General features: G+C 61.2%; 17 protein-coding genes. 13 read left to right on the forward strand and 4 right to left on the reverse strand.

Annotation, left to right across the window (positions count from 1 at the left end):
* Positions 1-4: 4 nt before the first annotated feature.
* On the reverse strand, positions 5-1,522 hold the full coding sequence (locus LNV06_RS17785; protein WP_263539632.1) for a sensor histidine kinase: 1,518 nt from the start codon (positions 1,520-1,522) through the stop codon (positions 5-7).
* Between the two features lie 57 nt (positions 1,523-1,579).
* Positions 1,580-2,251: a response regulator gene (locus tag LNV06_RS17790; RefSeq protein ID WP_263539633.1), complete on the reverse strand. Its 672-nt coding sequence runs from the start codon at positions 2,249-2,251 to the stop codon at positions 1,580-1,582.
* Between the two features lie 358 nt (positions 2,252-2,609).
* On the opposite strand from LNV06_RS17790, the gene recA reads away from it, so the two are divergent.
* From recA to LNV06_RS17845, 11 genes are all read left to right on the forward strand, one after another.
* Positions 2,610-3,656, forward strand: a complete 1,047-nt coding sequence (gene recA / locus LNV06_RS17795; RefSeq protein WP_263539634.1) for a recombinase RecA — start codon at positions 2,610-2,612, stop codon at positions 3,654-3,656.
* A gap of 63 nt (positions 3,657-3,719) precedes the next feature.
* Positions 3,720-4,277 (forward strand): nuclear transport factor 2-like protein, encoded by a 558-nt coding sequence (locus tag LNV06_RS17800; RefSeq protein ID WP_263539635.1) that lies wholly within the window; start codon positions 3,720-3,722, stop codon positions 4,275-4,277.
* Between the two features lie 67 nt (positions 4,278-4,344).
* A complete protein-coding gene (locus LNV06_RS17805; RefSeq protein ID WP_263539636.1) occupies positions 4,345-4,863 on the forward strand; it encodes a RecX family transcriptional regulator in 519 nt (172 codons plus the stop codon).
* A gap of 161 nt (positions 4,864-5,024) precedes the next feature.
* On the forward strand, positions 5,025-5,624 hold the full coding sequence (locus LNV06_RS17810) for a DUF2889 domain-containing protein (RefSeq protein ID WP_263539637.1): 600 nt from the start codon (positions 5,025-5,027) through the stop codon (positions 5,622-5,624).
* A 22-nt stretch (positions 5,625-5,646) separates the two neighbouring features.
* On the forward strand, positions 5,647-6,807 hold the full coding sequence (gene sucC, locus LNV06_RS17815) for an ADP-forming succinate--CoA ligase subunit beta (RefSeq protein ID WP_263539638.1): 1,161 nt from the start codon (positions 5,647-5,649) through the stop codon (positions 6,805-6,807).
* A gap of 31 nt (positions 6,808-6,838) precedes the next feature.
* Positions 6,839-7,732, forward strand: coding sequence for a succinate--CoA ligase subunit alpha (gene sucD / locus LNV06_RS17820; protein WP_263539639.1), 894 nt, complete (start codon positions 6,839-6,841; stop codon positions 7,730-7,732).
* 229 nt (positions 7,733-7,961) lie between these two features.
* On the forward strand, positions 7,962-8,693 hold the full coding sequence (locus LNV06_RS17825; RefSeq protein ID WP_263539640.1) for a TerC family protein: 732 nt from the start codon (positions 7,962-7,964) through the stop codon (positions 8,691-8,693).
* Positions 8,694-8,702: 9 nt separating this feature from the next.
* Positions 8,703-9,773 (forward strand): serine/threonine-protein kinase, encoded by a 1,071-nt coding sequence (locus tag LNV06_RS17830; protein WP_263539641.1) that lies wholly within the window; start codon positions 8,703-8,705, stop codon positions 9,771-9,773.
* Positions 9,770-10,558, forward strand: a complete 789-nt coding sequence (locus LNV06_RS17835) for a Stp1/IreP family PP2C-type Ser/Thr phosphatase (protein ID WP_263539642.1) — start codon at positions 9,770-9,772, stop codon at positions 10,556-10,558. The genes LNV06_RS17830 and LNV06_RS17835 overlap by 4 nt, the downstream gene beginning before the upstream one ends.
* 111 nt (positions 10,559-10,669) lie before the next feature.
* Positions 10,670-11,329: an FHA domain-containing protein gene (locus LNV06_RS17840; RefSeq protein WP_263539643.1), complete on the forward strand. Its 660-nt coding sequence runs from the start codon at positions 10,670-10,672 to the stop codon at positions 11,327-11,329.
* 290 nt (positions 11,330-11,619) lie between these two features.
* Entirely contained in the window at positions 11,620-12,720 is a 1,101-nt protein-coding gene (locus LNV06_RS17845; RefSeq protein WP_263539644.1) for a GGDEF domain-containing protein, read from the forward strand.
* Positions 12,721-12,740: 20 nt separating this feature from the next.
* Here LNV06_RS17845 and LNV06_RS17850 read toward each other — a convergent pair whose 3' ends face one another.
* Together LNV06_RS17850 and LNV06_RS17855 are read right to left on the reverse strand one after the other, a co-directional pair.
* A complete protein-coding gene (locus LNV06_RS17850; protein ID WP_263539645.1) occupies positions 12,741-13,559 on the reverse strand; it encodes an HDOD domain-containing protein in 819 nt (272 codons plus the stop codon).
* Positions 13,560-13,663: 104 nt separating this feature from the next.
* The gene (locus LNV06_RS17855; RefSeq protein WP_263539646.1) at positions 13,664-14,425 is read right to left on the reverse strand and encodes a sulfite exporter TauE/SafE family protein; all 762 of its coding nucleotides are present in this window, start codon (positions 14,423-14,425) and stop codon (positions 13,664-13,666) included.
* Between the two features lie 522 nt (positions 14,426-14,947).
* Here LNV06_RS17855 and LNV06_RS17860 point away from each other — a divergent pair.
* Together LNV06_RS17860 and LNV06_RS17865 are read left to right on the forward strand one after the other, a co-directional pair.
* Positions 14,948-16,381: a TIGR03790 family protein gene (locus tag LNV06_RS17860; RefSeq protein ID WP_263539647.1), complete on the forward strand. Its 1,434-nt coding sequence runs from the start codon at positions 14,948-14,950 to the stop codon at positions 16,379-16,381.
* 62 nt (positions 16,382-16,443) lie between these two features.
* Positions 16,444-18,357, forward strand: coding sequence for a B12-binding domain-containing radical SAM protein (locus tag LNV06_RS17865; RefSeq protein WP_263539648.1), 1,914 nt, complete (start codon positions 16,444-16,446; stop codon positions 18,355-18,357).
* Positions 18,358-18,368 lie beyond the last annotated feature (11 nt).

Here is an 18,368-nt window from a genome sequence, read left to right on the forward strand (position 1 = left end):
TTGATCAGTCGCCGCCGTTGGACTCCACCGCTGGGCCGGCTTGCAAAGCATGAGCATGGAAGCGGATCGTGAAGCGCGCCCCAGGGCCATGACCATCGGGCTCATCCAGGCCCGGGCGGCGCTGACGGGTGTCATCCAGGCTCAGTTCAGCCTCATGCTGCTGAGCAATTTCGCGCACGATGGCCAGACCGAGTCCTGAGCCATCGACATTGGTGCCCAAGGCGCGGAAGAAGGGCTGGAAGACTTTTTCACGGTCATTTTCCGCAATACCCGGGCCCGAATCTTCCACCTGCAAGACACTGACTTGACCGAAGGGGTCTTCCACCACCCGAACGGTGACCGTACCTTGCGTCGGCGTGTAAAGCAGGGCGTTGTCGACCAGATTGCGGATCAGTTCGCGAATCAAAATGGGGTGGCCGAGCACGCGCAAACCGCATTGTTCGGGGCCTGGCCCCTCGTAACCCAGGTCGATGCGCTTGTCCATGGCGCGGGGCACAAAGTCGCGCACCGTCTCCATCGCCAGCTCGGCCATATTGACCTCGCTGCGCTGCGCCGCATGCTCCTGATCTTCCGCGCGAGCCATCGCCAGCAACTGGTTCACCATATGCGCGGCACGCTGGCTGGACAGCGAAATCTGCTGCAGCGAACGCTTCAACTCAGCGGGTTCACTGCGGCCCTCATCAATTTCACGCTGGGCAAACTCAGCCTGCATGCGCAGCCCCGCCAACGGCGTCTTCAGCTGATGGGCGGCGTCAGCCAGAAAATGCTTTTGGCTGCTGATCGATTGGTCCAGACGCGCCAGCAAATCATTGATGGCGCGCACCAGCGGCGCCACTTCTTCGGGAATGCGGCGCTCATCGATGGGACTCAAGTCTGAGCTTTCGCGTGAGCGGATGCGGCGCTGCAATTCGTTCAAGGGCGCGATGCCGCGCGCCAGCGCCAACCAGACCAAGAGCACTGCCAAAGGCAAGATCACAAACTGCGGAAGGATCACGCCCTTGATGATTTCATTCGTCAGGCGGCCTCGCTTGCCCAAGGTTTCGGCCACCTGCACCAACATGGTTCTTGTGGACCCCGCCAAACCTTCAGGGGACACCCACAAATAGGCCACCCGGACGCGTTCGTTGTCGACTTCATCGTCGCGGAAGTGCAGTTCCCACGGCACGATCACATCTTCGTCCACCGGCACCGGCAGACTGGCGTCGCCGCTGAGCAACTCGCCGCGCAAACCCAGCACTTGATAGAAAACGGTGTCGGTCTCGTCCGCGCGCAAAAGCGCCGCGGCTTCCGGCGCCAAGGCATATTGCGAACGTCCGCTGCGCAAATTGGGCTGAGCCGCGGCCACTTGCAGCCCCAAGGTGCGCGCCATTTCGCCCAGTTCGCGGTCATAGGGGCGGCTGGCAATGCCTTGCGCGACCAACCAGGTCAGCGCCACGCTGATGGGCCAGATCAGCAAGAGCGGGGCCAGCATCCAATCCAGGATCTCGCCAAACAGCGAACGCTGGCCTGAATCAACCGGCATCGCAAGCCTTGATGCGGAAGGGGAGGGAGCGCAAGCGCATCAGGCGCATCACATCAATCAGCCAGGAATTTTTTCCAGGCAATAGCCGAGACCGCGCACCGTGGCAATGCGGATCGGGCCCTGTTCGATCTTCTTGCGCAAACGGTGGATATAGACCTCGATGGCGTTATTGCTGACCTCTTCGCCCCACTCACACAGGCGCTCGACCAGCTGATCTTTGCTAACCAACCGGCCAGCGCGCTGCAAAAGCACCTCCAACAGACTCAGCTCGCGAGCGGAGAGCTCAATCATCTGCTCATTGATATAAGCCACCCGCCCGGTCGCATCGAAGCTCAAAGGCCCGTGCTTGATGATGCTGGAAGCGGTACCCAGGCCACGCCGGGTCAAAGCCCGCACACGCGCCTCCAACTCTTGCAGAGAGAACGGTTTGGCCATGTAGTCATCCGCGCCAAAGTCCAGGCCCTTGACCCTTTGCTCCACGCTATCGGCCGCCGTCAAAATCAAAACCGGCATCGACGAGCCCCGCGCGCGCAGCTTGCGCAAGACCTCCAGCCCGTGCAGCTTGGGCAGGCCCAGGTCCAAGATCACCAAGTCAAATTCATGCGAAGCCAGAGCGGCATCGGCCTCGCTGCCATTGCTGACTTGATCCACCGCATAACCCGAGGCTCGCAGGGAACGCAGCAAAGCGTCAGCCAATACTTGGTCGTCTTCAGCAATCAGGATGCGCATACGGTCTCCGTCCTTGATTTGTTCTTCTCACCCCATTCTAGGGAGTCCGCTTGCCCTGCTTGACCGGGTATTTTCAAAACTACGCCGGATGCATGCTTTGCGCACCTGCGGCTGAGCGCGCAGACAAATTTCGCGGCCATCGCATCTAGCTCATCCAATGAGCCACCCAACCCCTAGGATAAGCCCATTGAGCGCTTGAAACCGCCCTCGCTGGCGACGATTCTCTTCATGGTTCGTTCCGCAAGGAGCCGGTTTCGGGCTCATGCAACGCTCTGCGCTTGCCAACAATGATTCGATAAACTACTGTACAAACATACAGATTGCGCCATAATCGCGCCAGTCAATTCAGGAGAACTTCATGGACGCCCCCGCCAAGACCGTCAACGCCGAAAAGGCCAAGGCTCTGCAAGCCGCCCTCAGCCAAATCGAGAAGCAATTTGGCAAGGGTTCCATCATGCGCCTGGGTGAAGGCGAGGTGATCGAAGACATCCAAGTGGTCTCCACCGGCTCGCTGGGCCTGGACATTGCACTCGGCGTTGGCGGCCTGCCGCGCGGCCGTGTGGTCGAAATCTACGGCCCGGAATCCTCGGGCAAAACGACGCTGACCCTGCAAGTCATTGCCGAGATGCAAAAGCTCAGTGGCGTTTGCGCCTTCATCGACGCCGAGCACGCCCTGGACATTCAGTACGCGCAAAAACTCGGCGTCAATCTGCAAGACCTGCTGATCAGCCAGCCCGACACTGGTGAGCAAGCACTGGAAATCGTGGATGCGCTGGTGCGTTCTGGCTCGGTGGACCTGATCGTCGTCGACTCGGTCGCCGCACTGACGCCCAAGGCCGAATTGGAAGGCGAAATGGGCGACTCGCTGCCCGGTCTGCAGGCCCGCCTGATGAGCCAGGCCCTGCGCAAATTGACAGCCACGATCAAGAAGGCCAATTGCATGGTCATCTTCATCAACCAGATCCGCATGAAGATCGGCGTGATGTTCGGCAGCCCCGAAACCACCACCGGCGGCAATGCGCTCAAGTTTTACGCCTCGGTGCGTCTGGATATTCGCCGCATCGGCTCGATCAAGAAGGGCGACGACGTGATCGGCAGTGAGACCAAGGTCAAGGTGGTCAAGAACAAGGTCGCCCCGCCCTTCAAAACCGCTGAGTTCGACATTCTTTACGGAGAAGGTATCAGCCGCGAAGGCGAGATCATCGATATGGGCGTGATCGCCAAGGTGGTCGAGAAGTCAGGCTCTTGGTATGCCTACCAAGGCGAGAAAATCGGCCAAGGCAAGGACAACGCGCGCGAATTCCTGCGCGAGAACCCAGACGTGGCCCGCGAGATCGAAAACAAGGTGCGCGACTCACTAGGCGTGCCACTGCTGGCGGGCGGAGACGCTGCGGCAGCGGCCTAAGGTCCTGAGTTCAGCAAGCGGCGCTTCTCGCTTCGAAGCAGAGGCCCGCTCGGCAAGTACCCCATGGACTGCACGACTTCTTCAAGCCTGGAGTTGGTGCGCCGTTTCTGGGCGCTCTATCAGGCGCGCCGCTGGAACGAAGCGAAGTCACTGTTGAACCCCGCCGCGCATTGCCTTTGGTGGGCGACAGCCGAACGGTTTGATGGGGCGCCGGCCATCGTGCATGTGAATGAGGTCTATCCAGAGGGTTGGACGATTCATTTGCTGGATTTGAACCTGCTGGACAGCGGCCGCAACGAGCCCAGTGACGCCCTGCAGCCCATTCATCAGCCTCCGCCCGATCAACAAGTTCAGCGCGTTCACAGCCTGGTGCGGGTGGACCAAGACGGCCGGTCTTTTTACGCCAACAGCTTTTTCACCATCCAAGCCGGGCAAATCAGCGCCATCGAAGAATACTGGGCCGACACCCAGGCGCCGCCCGCATGGCGCTCCCCCGAGGCTATGCCAGGCCTACAAGTCATGGCAGCAGACCGCCGAGAAGGTTTGAGCCTTCAAATCAATGAGCTCACAGCAGCAACAAGTCCTCCATTGGCACAGAGGACTACAAAGCCTGAGCCCTGAGCCAAGCTGCCGATGCACCATCCGCATTCAAACTGAACCCCATCGACTGCTGCACAAGCCAGCCGCCATGAAGACCCTGTCATTGAAGATGCGCGCCATCACGCTGCTGTCTCAGCGCGAACACAGCCGCACTGAGTTGCGACAAAAGCTCATACGCATATTGCGCCGAGACTTAGCGGCTGAAGCCAGCACCTCAAGGACTGCCTCGGAGGATGCAGACTCCAACCCCACATCTGAAGGCCTTGACCCTGCCGACCAGGTCGAGGCTTTGTTGGATTGGCTGCAGCAGCAGGGCTATTTGAGTGATGCGCGTTTTGTAGAGTCGCGCATTCACGCCCGCGCCGCCCGCTATGGCGACCTGCGCATCAAGCAAGAGCTGGCCCAGCACGGCTTGAGTCTCAGTGCCGAAAAGCTGACGACTTTGAAAGAAGGCGAATACGAACGCGCCAAAGCCATTTGGCAAAGAAAGTTCGGCGGCCAAGTTGCCCAAGACCTGGCCATGAAGGCCAAGCAAATGCGCTTCATGATCGCTCGCGGCTTCAGCTCTGAAACCGTCCGCAAGCTGCTGAACGCCAAGGACGAATAGACGGCGTTGCTGGCCCGGGCGACCCAGGGTTTGAAGGGATCGACAGTTTCGTGAAAGCCTCCAAACGGCGCAGCATGCTACATTGGCGCCCTGCGCAAACGTCCGCCTGCAGGTTTTTCCCTGCCGAAGGCCTCGTTTGGCACGAATGCCGTTTTCTTGACATGCCCCTATCCAACCCCTCCGCCGAGCGCCGTTTGATGCATCGTCGCGCCATTGATGTGCAGGTTTTTGCACGCGATGACGGCCTGTTTGAGGTGGAAGCAGCGCTGTCGGATACCAAAACCAGCGATATGAAAGTGGCTGGCGGCATCCGCAAAGCCGGCGAGCCGATTCATGACATGCGCCTGCATCTGGCCGTTGATCAGCAGTTGACGATTCAAGCCGCCAGCTCCAAGACCGAATCGATGCCCTACCCCGGCGCCTGCGATCAGCATGGCGACGCCTATGCGCGACTGGTTGGCCTGAACCTGATGAAGAGCTTCCGCCAGGGCGTCAAAGCCCGGCTGGCCGGCACTCAGGGCTGTACCCACCTGACCGAACTCTGCCAAGTCCTGCCTTCCGCTGTGCTGCAAGCCTTTGCTGGCGTGGTGATTGACCCCCAAGCCGGCGGCGCGGACGGAGCAGCGCCCTTCCAAATCGACCGTTGCCACGCTCTGCGCAGCGACGGCGAAACCGTTCAAAGCTATTACCCTCGCTGGTATCGCAAGCCCGGGACTGCTTCGGCAGCCGCTGTGCCTGCAATGCCTGCCTCCTCTTCCTGACCTTTCCAAAAGCGAGACCCTTATGAAGATTCACGAGTACCAGGGCAAGGAAATCCTGCGCCAATTCGGAGTGCCGGTGCCCCGCGGCATCCCGGCCTTTACCGTGCAAGAAGCTGTTGAAGCTGCACAGAAGCTGGGCGGCCCGGTCTGGGTCGTGAAGGCGCAAATCCACGCCGGTGGCCGTGGCAAGGGCGGCGGCGTCAAGCTGGGTCGCTCGCTGGACGAGGTGAAGAGCCTGTCCGAGCAGATCCTGGGCATGCAGCTCGTCACGCACCAAACTGGCCCCGTCGGCCAGAAAGTGCGTCGCCTCTACATCGAAGAAGGCGCTGATATCAAGAACGAACTCTACGTCTCGCTGGTCACCGACCGTGGCACGCAGAAGGTGGCCTTCATCGCTTCCAGCGAAGGCGGCATGGACATCGAGGAAGTGGCTCACTCCACGCCCGAGAAGATCCTGACCGAGATGATCGACCCGCTGGTCGGCCTGACCGTTGAGCAAGCCAAGAAGATCGCTGGCGGCATCGGCTTGAGCGGCCACTCGGTGGACCAAGCCGTCGACCTGTTCCAAAAGCTCTACAAGTGCTACATGGACACCGATGCTTCGCTGGTGGAAATCAACCCGCTGAACTGCGACTCCAAGGGCAATCTGATCGCTCTGGACGCCAAGTTCAACTTCGATTCGAACGCGCTGTTCCGTCATCCTGAAATCGTGGCCTACCGCGACCTGGACGAAGAAGATCCGGCCGAAGTGGAAGCCTCCAAGTTCGACCTGGCTTACATCAGCCTGGACGGCAATATCGGCTGCCTGGTGAACGGCGCTGGCTTGGCCATGTCGACCATGGACACCATCAAGCTGTTCGGCGGCGAGCCGGCCAACTTCTTGGACGTGGGCGGTGGCGCCACCGCCGAGAAGGTCACCGAAGCCTTCAAGATCATGCTGAAGAACCCTGAAGTGAAGGGCATTCTGGTCAATATCTTCGGCGGCATCATGAAGTGCGACACCATCGCCGAAGGCGTGATCACAGCCTGCAAGGCCGTGAACCTGTCCGTGCCGTTGGTCGTGCGCATGAAGGGCACCAACGAAGAGCTGGGCAAGAAGATGCTGGCCGACTCTGGCCTGCCCATCATCGCCGCCGACACCATGGCCGAAGCCGCGACGAAGATCGTTGCCGCCGTTGCCTGAGTCTGCCTAAAGCCCCGCAAGGAAAGAAATCATGTCGATCTACATCAACAAAGACACCAAGGTCATCACCCAGGGCATCACCGGCAAGACCGGTCAGTTCCACACCCTGGGCTGCCAGGCTTACGCGAACGGCAAGAACGCCTTCGTCGCAGGCGTGAACCCCAAGAAGGCCGGCGAGAAGTTCTCGGACATCCCAATCTACGCCACCGTCAAGGAAGCCGCTCACCAGACCGGCGCGACCGTGTCGGTGATCTATGTGCCGCCCGCCGGTGCCGCTGCTGCCATCTGGGAAGCCGTGGAAGCCGATCTGGATCTGGCCATCTGCATCACGGAAGGCATCCCTGTCCGTGACATGCTGGAAATCCGCAACAAGATGAAGGCCAAGGAAGCGGCCGGCGGCAAGAAAACCTTGCTGCTGGGCCCCAACTGCCCCGGCCTGATCACGCCTGAAGAAATCAAGATCGGCATCATGCCTGGTCACATCCACCGCAAGGGCCGCATCGGCGTGGTCTCGCGCTCCGGCACGCTGACCTATGAAGCGGTGGCCCAACTGACCGAAATCGGCCTGGGTCAGTCCAGCGCCGTGGGTATCGGTGGCGATCCGATCAACGGTCTGAAGCACATCGACGTGATGCAAGCTTTCAACGACGACCCGGACACCGACGCCGTCATCATGATCGGTGAGATCGGTGGCCCGGACGAAGCCGAAGCCGCTCGCTGGTGCAAGCTGAACATGAAAAAGCCCGTCGTTGGCTTCATCGCCGGTGTGACTGCCCCTCCGGGCAAGCGCATGGGCCACGCTGGCGCGCTGATCGCCGGTGGCGCCGACACGGCGGACGCTAAGCTCGCCATCATGGAAGAGTGCGGTTTCACCATCACTCGCAATCCTTCGGAAATGGCCAAGCTGCTGAAGGGCTTGCTGTAAATCCAAAGCAGCCGCCCGAGCCAATCTCGGCGGCTGGCGAATGCGTAATTTCACGCATCGGATCTGAGCAGGTCTGCGGCGAGACTGGAATACCGTTCGTTGAGTAAGAAAAAAGGGGCGCGAGCCCCTTTTTTCATGCCCCCTCTGCCCCTACCGGCCCTTCGCTATAGTCAGGCCTCAGTCCTGCCGACTTTCGCAAGAGCGCTGGCAACACATTCAAAGACAGCTTATGGACACCTTGCTCAGCCCCGAATTCTGGTTGGCCGTCGGTCAGATCATCATGATCGACATCCTGCTGGGCGGCGATAACGCCGTGGTCATTGCCCTGGCTTGCCGCAAACTCGCCCCGGCACAGCGCACCAAAGGCATCATCTGGGGCACCGCAGGCGCCATCGTGCTGCGCGTGGTGCTGATCTTTTTTGCACTCACCCTGCTGCAGGTACCGTACCTGAAGATCGTCGGCGGCCTGCTGCTGGTCTGGATTGGCGTCAAACTCTTGGTGCCAGAAGACGAAGACGAACACAGCAGTATTCAAGCCAGCGACAAACTCTGGGCAGCGGTTAAGACCGTCATCGTGGCGGACTTCGTCATGAGCTTAGACAATGTGATCGCCATTGCCGGTGCGGCCCAAGGTGCCGGCGGCGACCATCAAATGCCGCTGGTCATTTTTGGTCTGCTGGTGTCCATTCCCATCATCGTCTGGGGCAGTCAGTTGGTCATCAAGCTGATGGACCGTTTCCCCGCTGTGATCACCCTGGGCGCCATGCTGCTGGGTTGGATTGCAGGCACCATGATCATCGGCGACCCCGCCTTGGCGGCCTGGGTGCCCACGCAAGCGGGTGACAAGCCCGGTGTCAGCGCGGTCATTCCCGCTTTGCACTACGGCTGCGGCGTCGCTGGGGCCTTGTTGGTCTTGGCAATCGGCAAGTTGTTGGCCTCGCGTCACGCCAGCAAGGACTGAGGCCCCTGCATGACCGGTTTTTGGCGACGCGTCTTCGGTAAATCCAGCCCCAGCGACGCGGCTTCAGAATCGGTGCAGGCGGCCACGGCCGCCGTCGGTCTGCAAGGCTATGAGCTGATGCAGGAATTAGGGCGCGGCGCCATGGCGGTTGTGCACTTGGCCCGCGAACGCAGCAGCGGCCGTTTGGTCGCCATCAAGCGACTGGCCTTGCAGCGCGAGTTCGCGGCCGAAGACTTGATCGATGTGCGCCAACGCTTCATGCGGGAGGCGCGCGCCGCCGGTCACTTACAACACCCCGACATCCTGCAAGTGCTGGACGCCGGCGAGGCGGGCGAAGACGCCTGGATCGCCATGGAATATGTCCAGGGCCAGGACCTCAGCCATTTCACCCGCGTTGGTCAGCTGCTGCCGGCAAGGGAGGTGGTGCAGCTGGGTGTGCGTCTGGCCCGTGCGCTGGACTATGCGCACCGGCAGGGCGTGGTACACCGCGACATCAAGCCGGCCAATGTGATGCTGGAGCGCGCCAGCAATAGCGTCAAGGTGATGGACTTCGGCATTGCCCGCATTGCCGACGGCAGCCGCACCCGCACCGGTCTGGTCTTGGGGACGCCGTCCTTTATGTCGCCCGAGCAGTTGGCAGGCCTCAAGGTCGATGGGCGCAGTGATCTCTACTCCCTCGGCGCGCTGATCTATCAACTGCTGACCGGGCAGTTACCCCATCAGTCGGACTCCATGGCCAAGCTGATGTATTTGATCGCCAACGCCACGCCGCCTGATGTCCGGCACTACCAGCCCCATCTGCCGGAAGCCCTGGCCATGGTCTTGGCCCTGGCCCTGGAAAAGCGCCCGGAGTTGCGCTACGCCAGCGGTGAGCAAATGGCGCAGGATCTGGAGGCCGTGTTGGCTCAAGACAGCCTGGACGCGCCTGCCAACAGGCCCAGCCCTCAGGACACGACAGCCGCTGCGCCTGCCAACAACACAGAACTCAATAGCGCGGACTCTTTCGCACAAACAGTCCGCTTGAATCTGCCGGAAGCAGGGCAGAATCCTGCGGACCAGCAACCGAAGACAAAGCCATGACCCTGGAGTTTTTCTGCGCCACCGACGTCGGCCGCGCACGCGATAACAACGAAGATTCGGTGGCCCTGGACGAGGACGTGGGTTTGGCCGTCCTGGCCGATGGCATGGGAGGCTACAACGCCGGAGAAGTCGCCAGTCAGATGCTGACCAGCTTCATTCGCGCCGAGTTGGGCCGCTGGCTCAAGGAATCCGGTGCGGCCGCCAGCGCCAGCGATGTGCGTCGCGCCATGGACATCTGCGTGGACAACGCCAACCGCGCCATCTTCAACGCCGCCAATACCAATCCTCGCTACGCCGGCATGGGCACCACCCTGGTCTTGGGCGTGTTTCGCGAGGAAGGCCTGTTGATGGGCCATGTGGGCGACTCCCGCGCCTACCGCCTGCGCGCCGGTCAACTGACCCAAATCACTCGCGACCATTCACTGCTGCAAGAGCAACTCGATGCGGGTCTGCTGACTCCTGAAGAAGCGCTGATCTCCAGCAACAAGAACTTGGTCACCCGCGCCGTCGGCGTGGAAGACGCGGTGATGCTGGAGCTTCATTTGCACGAGGTGCAGCCGGGCGATGTGTTTTTGTTCTGCTCGGACGGGCTGTCCGATATGCTGAACGACGCGGCGATCTGCCAGTTGCTGATAAACCACCCTTCTTTATCGGAGGCCGCACAGGCCTTGATTGATGGCGCCAATGAAATGGGTGGCCGCGATAATATTGCGTTGGTGCTGGCACGCGCTGAGGGTCGCGTGAAGCCCGAGGGCCGTACTTGGTGGCCGTTTGGTCGACGCTGATACGCTTCGATCACCGGCTGCGCCAAACGGGCCACAGGGCAGGGCAACACATGCGGAGGCGCGTTTGGCCTTCGACACAAGCGATAAGACAACACAGACCGAGGTCAAAGCATGGGCAAGCTGGTGGTTTCGCTCGATGGCGTGGTAATCAAGGATGTCCAGATCACAAAGGACAAGACCACGCTCGGGCGCCGGCCGTACAACGATATCGTGATCGACAATCTGGCGGTCAGCGGCGAGCACGCCGTGCTGCAGATGGTCGGCGCCGATGTCTTCATTGAAGACTTGAACTCCACCAACGGCACTTACATCAACGGCAAGGCGATCAAAAAGCAGCTGCTGGCGAATAACGACATCGTTGAAATCGGCAAGTACAAGATCAAGTTCTTGCTTGAAGACAACGGCGACTACGAAAAGACCATGATCCTCAAGCCGGGCACCGCCACGGCCACCAATAGCGGATTCGGTCTCCCCTCGAACTTTGGCGCCCTGCCGCCCGCAGCGGCCTCCTTGCCCGCCGCCATCAAGGTCCTCACCGGCGCGGCGGCCGGCCGTGAAGTCAGCCTGACCAAGGTGGTCACCACCGTGGGCAAGCCCGGCGTGCAGGTCGCCTCCATCACCAAGCGCCCCAGTGGCTATGTGTTTGCCCATGTGGAAGGCGCCGCACGCCCGACCGTGAACGGCGTGCCATTGACCGGCGAGTCCATTGCCTTGAAGGATGGCGACGTGATCGAGCTGGCCGGCACGCAGATGCAGTTCGTTCATAGCTGAGCGAACTCGCTCATCAAAGGGCGATCGTCTCGCCCTCAAACCGGCACTCAAACACACTCAAGACCGGCCTAACTCTGGGAATACCCTGGTGCTGCAGCGCACCAATCAGGGGATGAGCCGGGCACAATACTTAGCAATCGCTAGTCTCGCCCGGTCTGCTCTTGCAGGCCGACCGAAAGTGTTTTGTCTGAGCATCGCCTGTGAGTCAGCGCCACCCAGAAGTTGTTTCGCCATCGTCAAATTCCGGAGCTCGACTCGGCTCGGTTCGATTGCGCACGGCGATCGTCGTGATGCTGGTCAGCTTGGTCCTGGTGACTCTGACCGATGTGCTGCATCTGCGTCATCAGATGCAGCAGGCCGAGCAACTGCTTCCGTCAGCGCCCATTGGCGCTCCAAACGCCGGCATCCAAACCGCCGTCAACACCTCAAGACCTGGTTTTGAGCTTGGCGCCACGGCTCTGCCGGTCGGCAAAGAGGGCCAGATGCTCCCGCCAGCGCCAGCGGACTGGAAAGCGCTGCTCCCAGGTATTTTGCTGCGCGACCTGAGCTTGGTCATCTTGCTCGGCATCAGCTTGACCTTGGTGCTAGACCGCATGCTGCTGCGCCCTTTGCGGCGCTTGGCCCAGCATGCCGACGACTTCGACCCTACCTTGCCACCACCCGAACCTGAAGCCAGGCAGACCAATGAGCTGGCACGGATCTCCCATTCGATCTCAAGAGCGCAGCAAAGTCTTTGGCTGCAGTTGCAGGAAGAGCGCCGCCATGCCGAACACATGCGATTGGAGTTGGAGCGCCAGCAGCAATCTCTGAAACAGGCGGAACAGTCTTTGGCGCAGAAAAGCCAGGAGCTGGGCCGCCTCAGCCGCATCGATGCCTTGACCGGCTTGGCCAACCGGCGTGAATTCGATGAAGCACTGCGGCGCGAGTTCAAACGCGCCCAGCGCCAGCGGGGGCAACTCGCCTTGGCTGTGCTGGATTTGGACCACTTCAAGAACTTCAACGAGCGCTATGGCGTGGCGGCGGGTGATGCCGCCTTGCTGCGCTTTGCCCAGCTTTTGACCGAGCGCTTCAAACGCGACACCGATTTGGTGGCCCGCTTGGGCGGCGAAGAGTTCGTCGCCTTGCTCCCCGGCTTTGGCCTGAGCTCAACGCAAAGCTTGCTGGAACAGGTGCGTGAAGACCTGCGTGACTTGCAATTGCTGCATGAGGGCGGCGTCAACGGGCAGGTGCTGACGGTCAGCATCGGCTTGGCGGCCTTCAGCCCCAGTCATCCCTATCTGAGTCCGCAGGCCCTGATGCAAGCGGCCGACGAGGCGCTCTACATCGCCAAACACACGGGACGCGACCGGCTCAGTCTGGCTGCGTCCAGCGGGGTCGCGGAACGCGCTTGAGCGTTTTCATCGGCCGCGGGTCAGCGGTCGTGCTCCTGCGCTTGCTTCATTTGATCGCTGACGCGTCTCGCCGCGCGCAGCACCAAGGCTTCGTCCAAGGAGGCCTGGGGCGCGATCTCTCGCGCCACATCATCCAACTGCTCAGGGTTAGACAGCAGGGCCCAGGCGATGGTCGAGATGGCGCTAACGCCACGCCGCTGCAGGCTCTCGGGCATCAAAAGGCCGGATTGAACCTCGACGTGATGGCGCACGCTGGCCACCGCGGCAGGCGCCAGGCCCCAGCTTTCGCAGAGGGCTGCGCCCAAAGCGTCATGGCTCACACCAAAAGCGGTGTGCTCCAGTTGCACCAATTCCAGATCGCTGGGGGCTGCGCGCAACATGGCGGGGTAATGGGCGGGGGCATGACGGTAAAGCACCGCCTTGCCGCATTCTTCAAACAAACCGGCCGAATGGGCGGCCCAAGGATCCACGCCCAACATCTGGCCCATACGGCCCATCAGCAAACCGCGCTCGGAGGCACGTTTCCAGACCGGCTCCAACTCGGCCGCAGCCGGGAATGCGGCGCGCAAACCCATTTCAAAGGTGATGGCGGCGACCTCGCGCATGCCCAAATAAGTGAGCGCCTGATGCACCGTTTGGACTCGGCCCCGCAAGCCATACAGCGAAGAGTTCACAGCCTTCATCACCGCAGCGGCCAGGGCCATATCCGTCTCGACCAGCGAAGACATGGCCAGCAAGTCGATATCCTCAGCCGCCATCAGCAGCGACAGTTTGACCAGCACCTCGGGCTGGGTCGGAATTTCGATATCGAGTGAGCGCAAAGTCGGATCAACAGGCATGGTGGGCGGCCTCCTAGAACAAGCCTGATCTTAGGGCAAGCGCGGCCTGCGCACTGCGACGACTCACCCCTAGCTGCAAGCTTCAACGCACAAAATCGTCGCACTCAGCGCAGAAAAGCGTCCCAGGCGGTTTTCAGAATCAAGGCACTGACCACGGTGATGAACATGCCACGCACAAAGCCTGCGCCACGCGCCAAGGCCACCCGAGTGCCGATCAAGCTACCCAGCACATTGGTCACCGCCATCACCGCCGCCAAATGCCACCAGACATGGCCCTTGAATGCGAACAAGGTCAGCGCCGCGAAGTTGGTGGCTGTATTCATCAACTTGGACGTGGCCGAGGCATGCAAGAAGTCATAGCCTAGCAAGCGCACAAATAAGAAAACGAAAAAGCTGCCGGTGCCGGGCCCGAAGAATCCGTCATAAAAGCCAATCACCAAGCCAATCGCCCCGGCGGCCAAGGTCTCTTGGCGCCCGCTGAAGCGTGGCGCATGGTGACGGCCCAAGTCCTTGCGCATCAAGGTGTAGATCAAGACCAGCAAGAGAATCACCGGCAAGGCGCGGCGCAAAAAGCTGGGGTTAACCAAAGTGACGGTCCAGGCCCCGGCGAAGCTGCCCAGCAAGGCCACGGCCGCCGCGGGCAACAGAGCCCGCCAGTTGAGTTCCACTCGCCGGGCATATTGACCGGTTGCCCAGGCGGTTCCCCAGATCGACGCGCCCTTGTTCGTGCCGAACAAGGTGGCCGGTGCCGCTTGTGGAAAAACCCCGAACAAGGCCGGCACCAAGACCAAGCCCCCTCCGCCCACCACTGCATCAATGAAACCCGCCAACAAGGACGCCAGGGCAACGATCAGGGTTTCAAGCATGCAAGGTGGACGATCACAGGGTAAAAAAAACGGGCACCCAAGTCATCTTGGGTGCCCGTCCATTGTGACAGTGTCACTTTCTTCTTCGTACTGCTTGGCTGAGTTTGTCTCCTCTCGCCGCCCTAGCATCTGCGAACGCTGAACGTCTCACAGACACATCGAGTGAGGGGAATGTAGGGGGCCGGCCCCATGCACACACTTGGGGTTATTACTGCGTTCGTGCACCGACTAGGGGATGTTTGCTTGCACTCACATCGCAAAATTCTCATAAGCTTATATGACTGGCTCATATTGGTATGCATTTGAAAAAAGGCGCGCAGATGCATCATTTCGGGTCTTTTTGCTACACGCCGTTCGGACCAAGTGTTGGATTTTTGCAAACTTCTGTGGCTTGTCTTGCCAGGCAGACCCAGCCCAGCGAAACAAAAAGTCACTTTGGTTCATGAAGGAGAGATGAAAAGCGCGACCCGCATCGACTATCTTGTGCTTTGACAAAAACCCGCGCAGGGAACAATTCCCGCCATGATTACCGCAACACGCTGGCTGAGCTCACAGCTGTACCGACCTGCCCGGCGCTCGCTGGGTGGCCAGAGTTTGCTGCTCGCCTTCCTTCTGGCCTTGAGCGCTTGCGGTGGCGGCGGTGGAAGCGCCAGTAGCCCGGCGGCCAGCACACCAACGCCCAACCCCACACCTGTGGGCAGCGCCACCAGCACTTTTGGTTTGAGTCTGCCCCGCGCGGGTCTGAGCGCACAAGATCTGGGCATCATCGTCGCAGAAGGCGACGCGCTGTCAGAGGCAATGGCCGCCTACTACCAAGCCGCCCGCGGCGTACCAGCAGCCAACATCATTCGCGTCAAGCTCAACACCAGCGCCGAGACCATTGCAGCCAGCGATTTCACGGCCCTGAAGGCCGAGGTCGACGCCAAGCTGCCGGCCGGCGTGCAGGCCACTTTGCTGACCTGGGCTTCACCGGCCCGCGTGGTCGGCAGCTGCACCATGAGCATCACCAGCGCCCTTGCCTTTGGCTATGACGCCAAGTACTGCGGTGGCTGTTCCGGCACCAGCCCTTCGCCCTATTACGACACCGAGTCGAACAAACCTTGGACCGATCACAAATTCCGCCCCTCCATGATGTTGGGCGCGCGTACCCTTGAGGCCGCCCGCAGCTTGATCGACCGCGGTGTACGCGCCGATGCCAGCCAACCCAGTGGCAGCGGCTATTTGCTGCGCACCAGCGATGCCGCCCGCAGCGTCCGTTACGGCGACTACACCGGCCTACCCGCCAACTGGGCCGGACGCCTGCAACTGAGCTACATCGACAACTCGGCCGGTGCCGCCAGTGATGCCATCGTCGGCAAGACCGATGTGCTGTTCTATTTCACCGGCAAGGCCGTGGTGCCGAGCTTGAGCAGCAACAGCTTTTTGCCAGGCGCCGTCGCCGACCACCTGACTTCCTTCGCGGGTGTGCTGCCCTCGGGTTGGGGACAGATGCCTGCCACCGATTGGCTGGACGCAGGTGCGACTGCGAGTTATGGCACCGTCGAAGAGCCCTGCAACTATCTGCAGAAGTTCTCGCAAGCCAGCGTCTTGATCGAGCACTACTACCGCGGCGACACCGTTCTTGAGGCCTATTGGAAATCGGTGCAATGGCCCGGCCAGGGTCTGTTTGTCGGCGAGCCGCTGGCCCAGCCCTTCAAAGACAACGCCAGCTTCACGCTGGAAGGCAGCCAATACCTGATCAAGACCCGCGCCTTGCGCCCCAACAGCAACTACTCGCTGGAGTTCCGCACTGGCCCCACGGCCACTTGGACCAGCCTGGCCAACTTCCAAATCAAACGGGCCGAGCTGCAAACCCTCAGCGCGCCCTTGCCGCCAGCCACCGCCACCCAGTTGCGCTGGCGCGGCCCCTGCCCGAACAACAACAGCCTGCAATGCACGCTCAGCGAAAGCCCTTGAAACCGGCGCCAGACTGAAAGCGGCGCGCCCTGGCAAAATGCAAGCCCCTCCAGGCGCCGCTCATGTCCCCCCAAACTCCCGCTTTCCGCGTGCTGTCCGTCATCCCGCCGATGACCCAGCTGAACACGCCCTACCCGTCCACGGCCTATATCACCGGTTTTTTGCGCTCACGCGGGGTGGACGCGGTGCAAGAAGACCTGGCCCTGGCCCTGATGCTGCGCCTGTTCAGCCGCGAGGGCCTACAAGCCCTGCATGCCCGCATCGAAGCCCAAGCCCCCCAACAACGCTCGGCCCAGGTGCAGAACTTCGAGGCCTTGTACGAGCGCTATTTGGCCACCATCAAGCCCGTCATCACCTTTTTGCAGGGCGGCGATTCGACGCTGGCGCAGCGCATCTGCGGCCGCAACTTCCTGCCTGAGGGCAAGCGCTTTGAGTCGCTCGATGTCTATATCGACGAAGACGGCGGCGATCCGCTGGCCTGGGCCTTTGGCGCGCTGGGTCTGCAAGATCGGGCCCGCCACCTCGCCACGCTGTACCTGAACGATTTGGCCGATGTGCTGCGCGATGCGGTCGACCCGCGCTTCGAGTTCGTGCGCTATGCCGAGTCTTTGTCCACCAGCCAGCCGACTTTTGAGCCGCTGGCCGAGGCACTGGCAGCGCCGCTGAACCTGGTCGATGAAACCCTGCGCGAGCTGACTTTGGCGGCGGTCGCCAAGCATCAGCCGCAGCTCTTGCTGGTGTCGGTGCCCTTCCCCGGTGCCGTCTACGCCGCCTTCCGTATCGCTCAGGCGGTCAAAGCGGCCCACCCTGATATCGTCATCGCCCTGGGCGGCGGCTTCGTCAACACCGAGTTGCGCGAGCTCAGCGAGCCGCGCGTGTTTGACTACTTCGACTACCTGACCCTGGACGCCGGCGAGCGCCCGCTCTTGGCCTTGCTGGAACACATGCAGGGCAAGCGCTCACGCCAGCGCCTGGTGCGCAGCTTTGTGCGCGAAGAAGGCCAGGTGCGTTACATCAACTTCGTCGAGCCCGACATTGCCTTTGCCGAAGTAGGCACGCCCACCTGGGACGGCCTGCCGCTGGACCGCTACCTGTCGTTGCTGGACATGCTGAACCCGATGAACCGGCTTTGGTCGGACGGGCGCTGGAACAAGCTGACCGTAGCGCATGGCTGTTACTGGAAGAAGTGCAGCTTTTGCGATGTCTCGCTGGACTACATCTCTCGCTACGAAGGCGCCTCCGCCGCCACGCTGGTGGACCGCATCGAAGCCATCGTGGCCGAAACCGGCCAGACCGGTTTTCATTTCGTCGACGAAGCCGCCCCGCCCAAAGCCTTGAAGGCCCTGGCCGCCGAGTTGCAAGCGCGCCAAACCAGCATCAGCTGGTGGGGCAATATCCGCTTCGAAAAGTCCTTCAGCCCCGAGCTTTGCCAGCAGCTGGCGGACAGCGGCTGCATCGCCATCTCCGGCGGCTTGGAAGTTGCCTCCGATCGTTTGCTGAATCTGATGAAGAAGGGCGTCTCAGTCGAGCAGGTGGCTCGCGTCACCAAGGCCTTCACCGACTCAGGCATTCTGGTGCATGCCTACTTGATGTATGGCTTCCCGACCCAAACGGTGCAAGACACCGTCGATGCGCTCGAATATGTACGCCAGTTGTTCGAGCAGGGCTGCATCCAGAGCGGCTTTTTCCACCGCTTCGCCTGCACCGTGCATTCACCGGTGGGACGCGAGCCCGAGGCCTACGGCGTGACGCTACGGCCGCTGCCACCGGTCAGCTTTGCCAAGAACGATGTCGGTTTCATCGACCCGACCGGGGTGGATCATGACCGGCTCGGCCTGGCCCTGAAGAAGGCCATCTACAACTACATGCACGGCATCGGCCTGGAAGAAGACGTGCGCACTTGGTTCCCCTTCAAAGTGCCCAAGACCACGGTGGCGCGCCACCGCATTGCGCGAGCCTTGGCCACCCAAGGCTGAGGCTGAAACGC

The sequence above is a fragment of the Paucibacter sp. Y2R2-4 genome (assembly GCF_025717535.1).
Lineage (GTDB): Bacteria > Pseudomonadota > Gammaproteobacteria > Burkholderiales > Burkholderiaceae_C > Paucibacter_A.

Bases quoted from the DNA above. Each gene is read 5' to 3' on its own strand.
- LNV06_RS17825 (WP_263539640.1), top strand. From the start codon at position 7,962: ATGGACACCTTGCTCAGCCCCGAATTCTGGTTGGCCGTCGGTCAGATC.
- recA (WP_263539634.1), top strand. From the start codon at position 2,610: ATGGACGCCCCCGCCAAGACCGTCAACGCCGAAAAGGCCAAGGCTCTG.
- LNV06_RS17850 (WP_263539645.1), bottom strand. From the start codon at position 13,559: ATGCCTGTTGATCCGACTTTGCGCTCACTCGATATCGAAATTCCGACC.
- LNV06_RS17810 (WP_263539637.1), top strand. From the start codon at position 5,025: ATGCCCCTATCCAACCCCTCCGCCGAGCGCCGTTTGATGCATCGTCGC.
- LNV06_RS17785 (WP_263539632.1), bottom strand. From the start codon at position 1,522: ATGCCGGTTGATTCAGGCCAGCGTTCGCTGTTTGGCGAGATCCTGGAT.
- LNV06_RS17830 (WP_263539641.1), top strand. From the start codon at position 8,703: ATGACCGGTTTTTGGCGACGCGTCTTCGGTAAATCCAGCCCCAGCGAC.
- LNV06_RS17805 (WP_263539636.1), top strand. From the start codon at position 4,345: ATGAAGACCCTGTCATTGAAGATGCGCGCCATCACGCTGCTGTCTCAG.
- LNV06_RS17790 (WP_263539633.1), bottom strand. From the start codon at position 2,251: ATGCGCATCCTGATTGCTGAAGACGACCAAGTATTGGCTGACGCTTTG.
- LNV06_RS17800 (WP_263539635.1), top strand. From the start codon at position 3,720: ATGGACTGCACGACTTCTTCAAGCCTGGAGTTGGTGCGCCGTTTCTGG.
- sucD (WP_263539639.1), top strand. From the start codon at position 6,839: ATGTCGATCTACATCAACAAAGACACCAAGGTCATCACCCAGGGCATC.
- LNV06_RS17845 (WP_263539644.1), top strand. From the start codon at position 11,620: ATGCTGGTCAGCTTGGTCCTGGTGACTCTGACCGATGTGCTGCATCTG.
- LNV06_RS17840 (WP_263539643.1), top strand. From the start codon at position 10,670: ATGGGCAAGCTGGTGGTTTCGCTCGATGGCGTGGTAATCAAGGATGTC.
- LNV06_RS17865 (WP_263539648.1), top strand. From the start codon at position 16,444: ATGTCCCCCCAAACTCCCGCTTTCCGCGTGCTGTCCGTCATCCCGCCG.
- LNV06_RS17860 (WP_263539647.1), top strand. From the start codon at position 14,948: ATGATTACCGCAACACGCTGGCTGAGCTCACAGCTGTACCGACCTGCC.
- LNV06_RS17835 (WP_263539642.1), top strand. From the start codon at position 9,770: ATGACCCTGGAGTTTTTCTGCGCCACCGACGTCGGCCGCGCACGCGAT.
- LNV06_RS17855 (WP_263539646.1), bottom strand. From the start codon at position 14,425: ATGCTTGAAACCCTGATCGTTGCCCTGGCGTCCTTGTTGGCGGGTTTC.
- sucC (WP_263539638.1), top strand. From the start codon at position 5,647: ATGAAGATTCACGAGTACCAGGGCAAGGAAATCCTGCGCCAATTCGGA.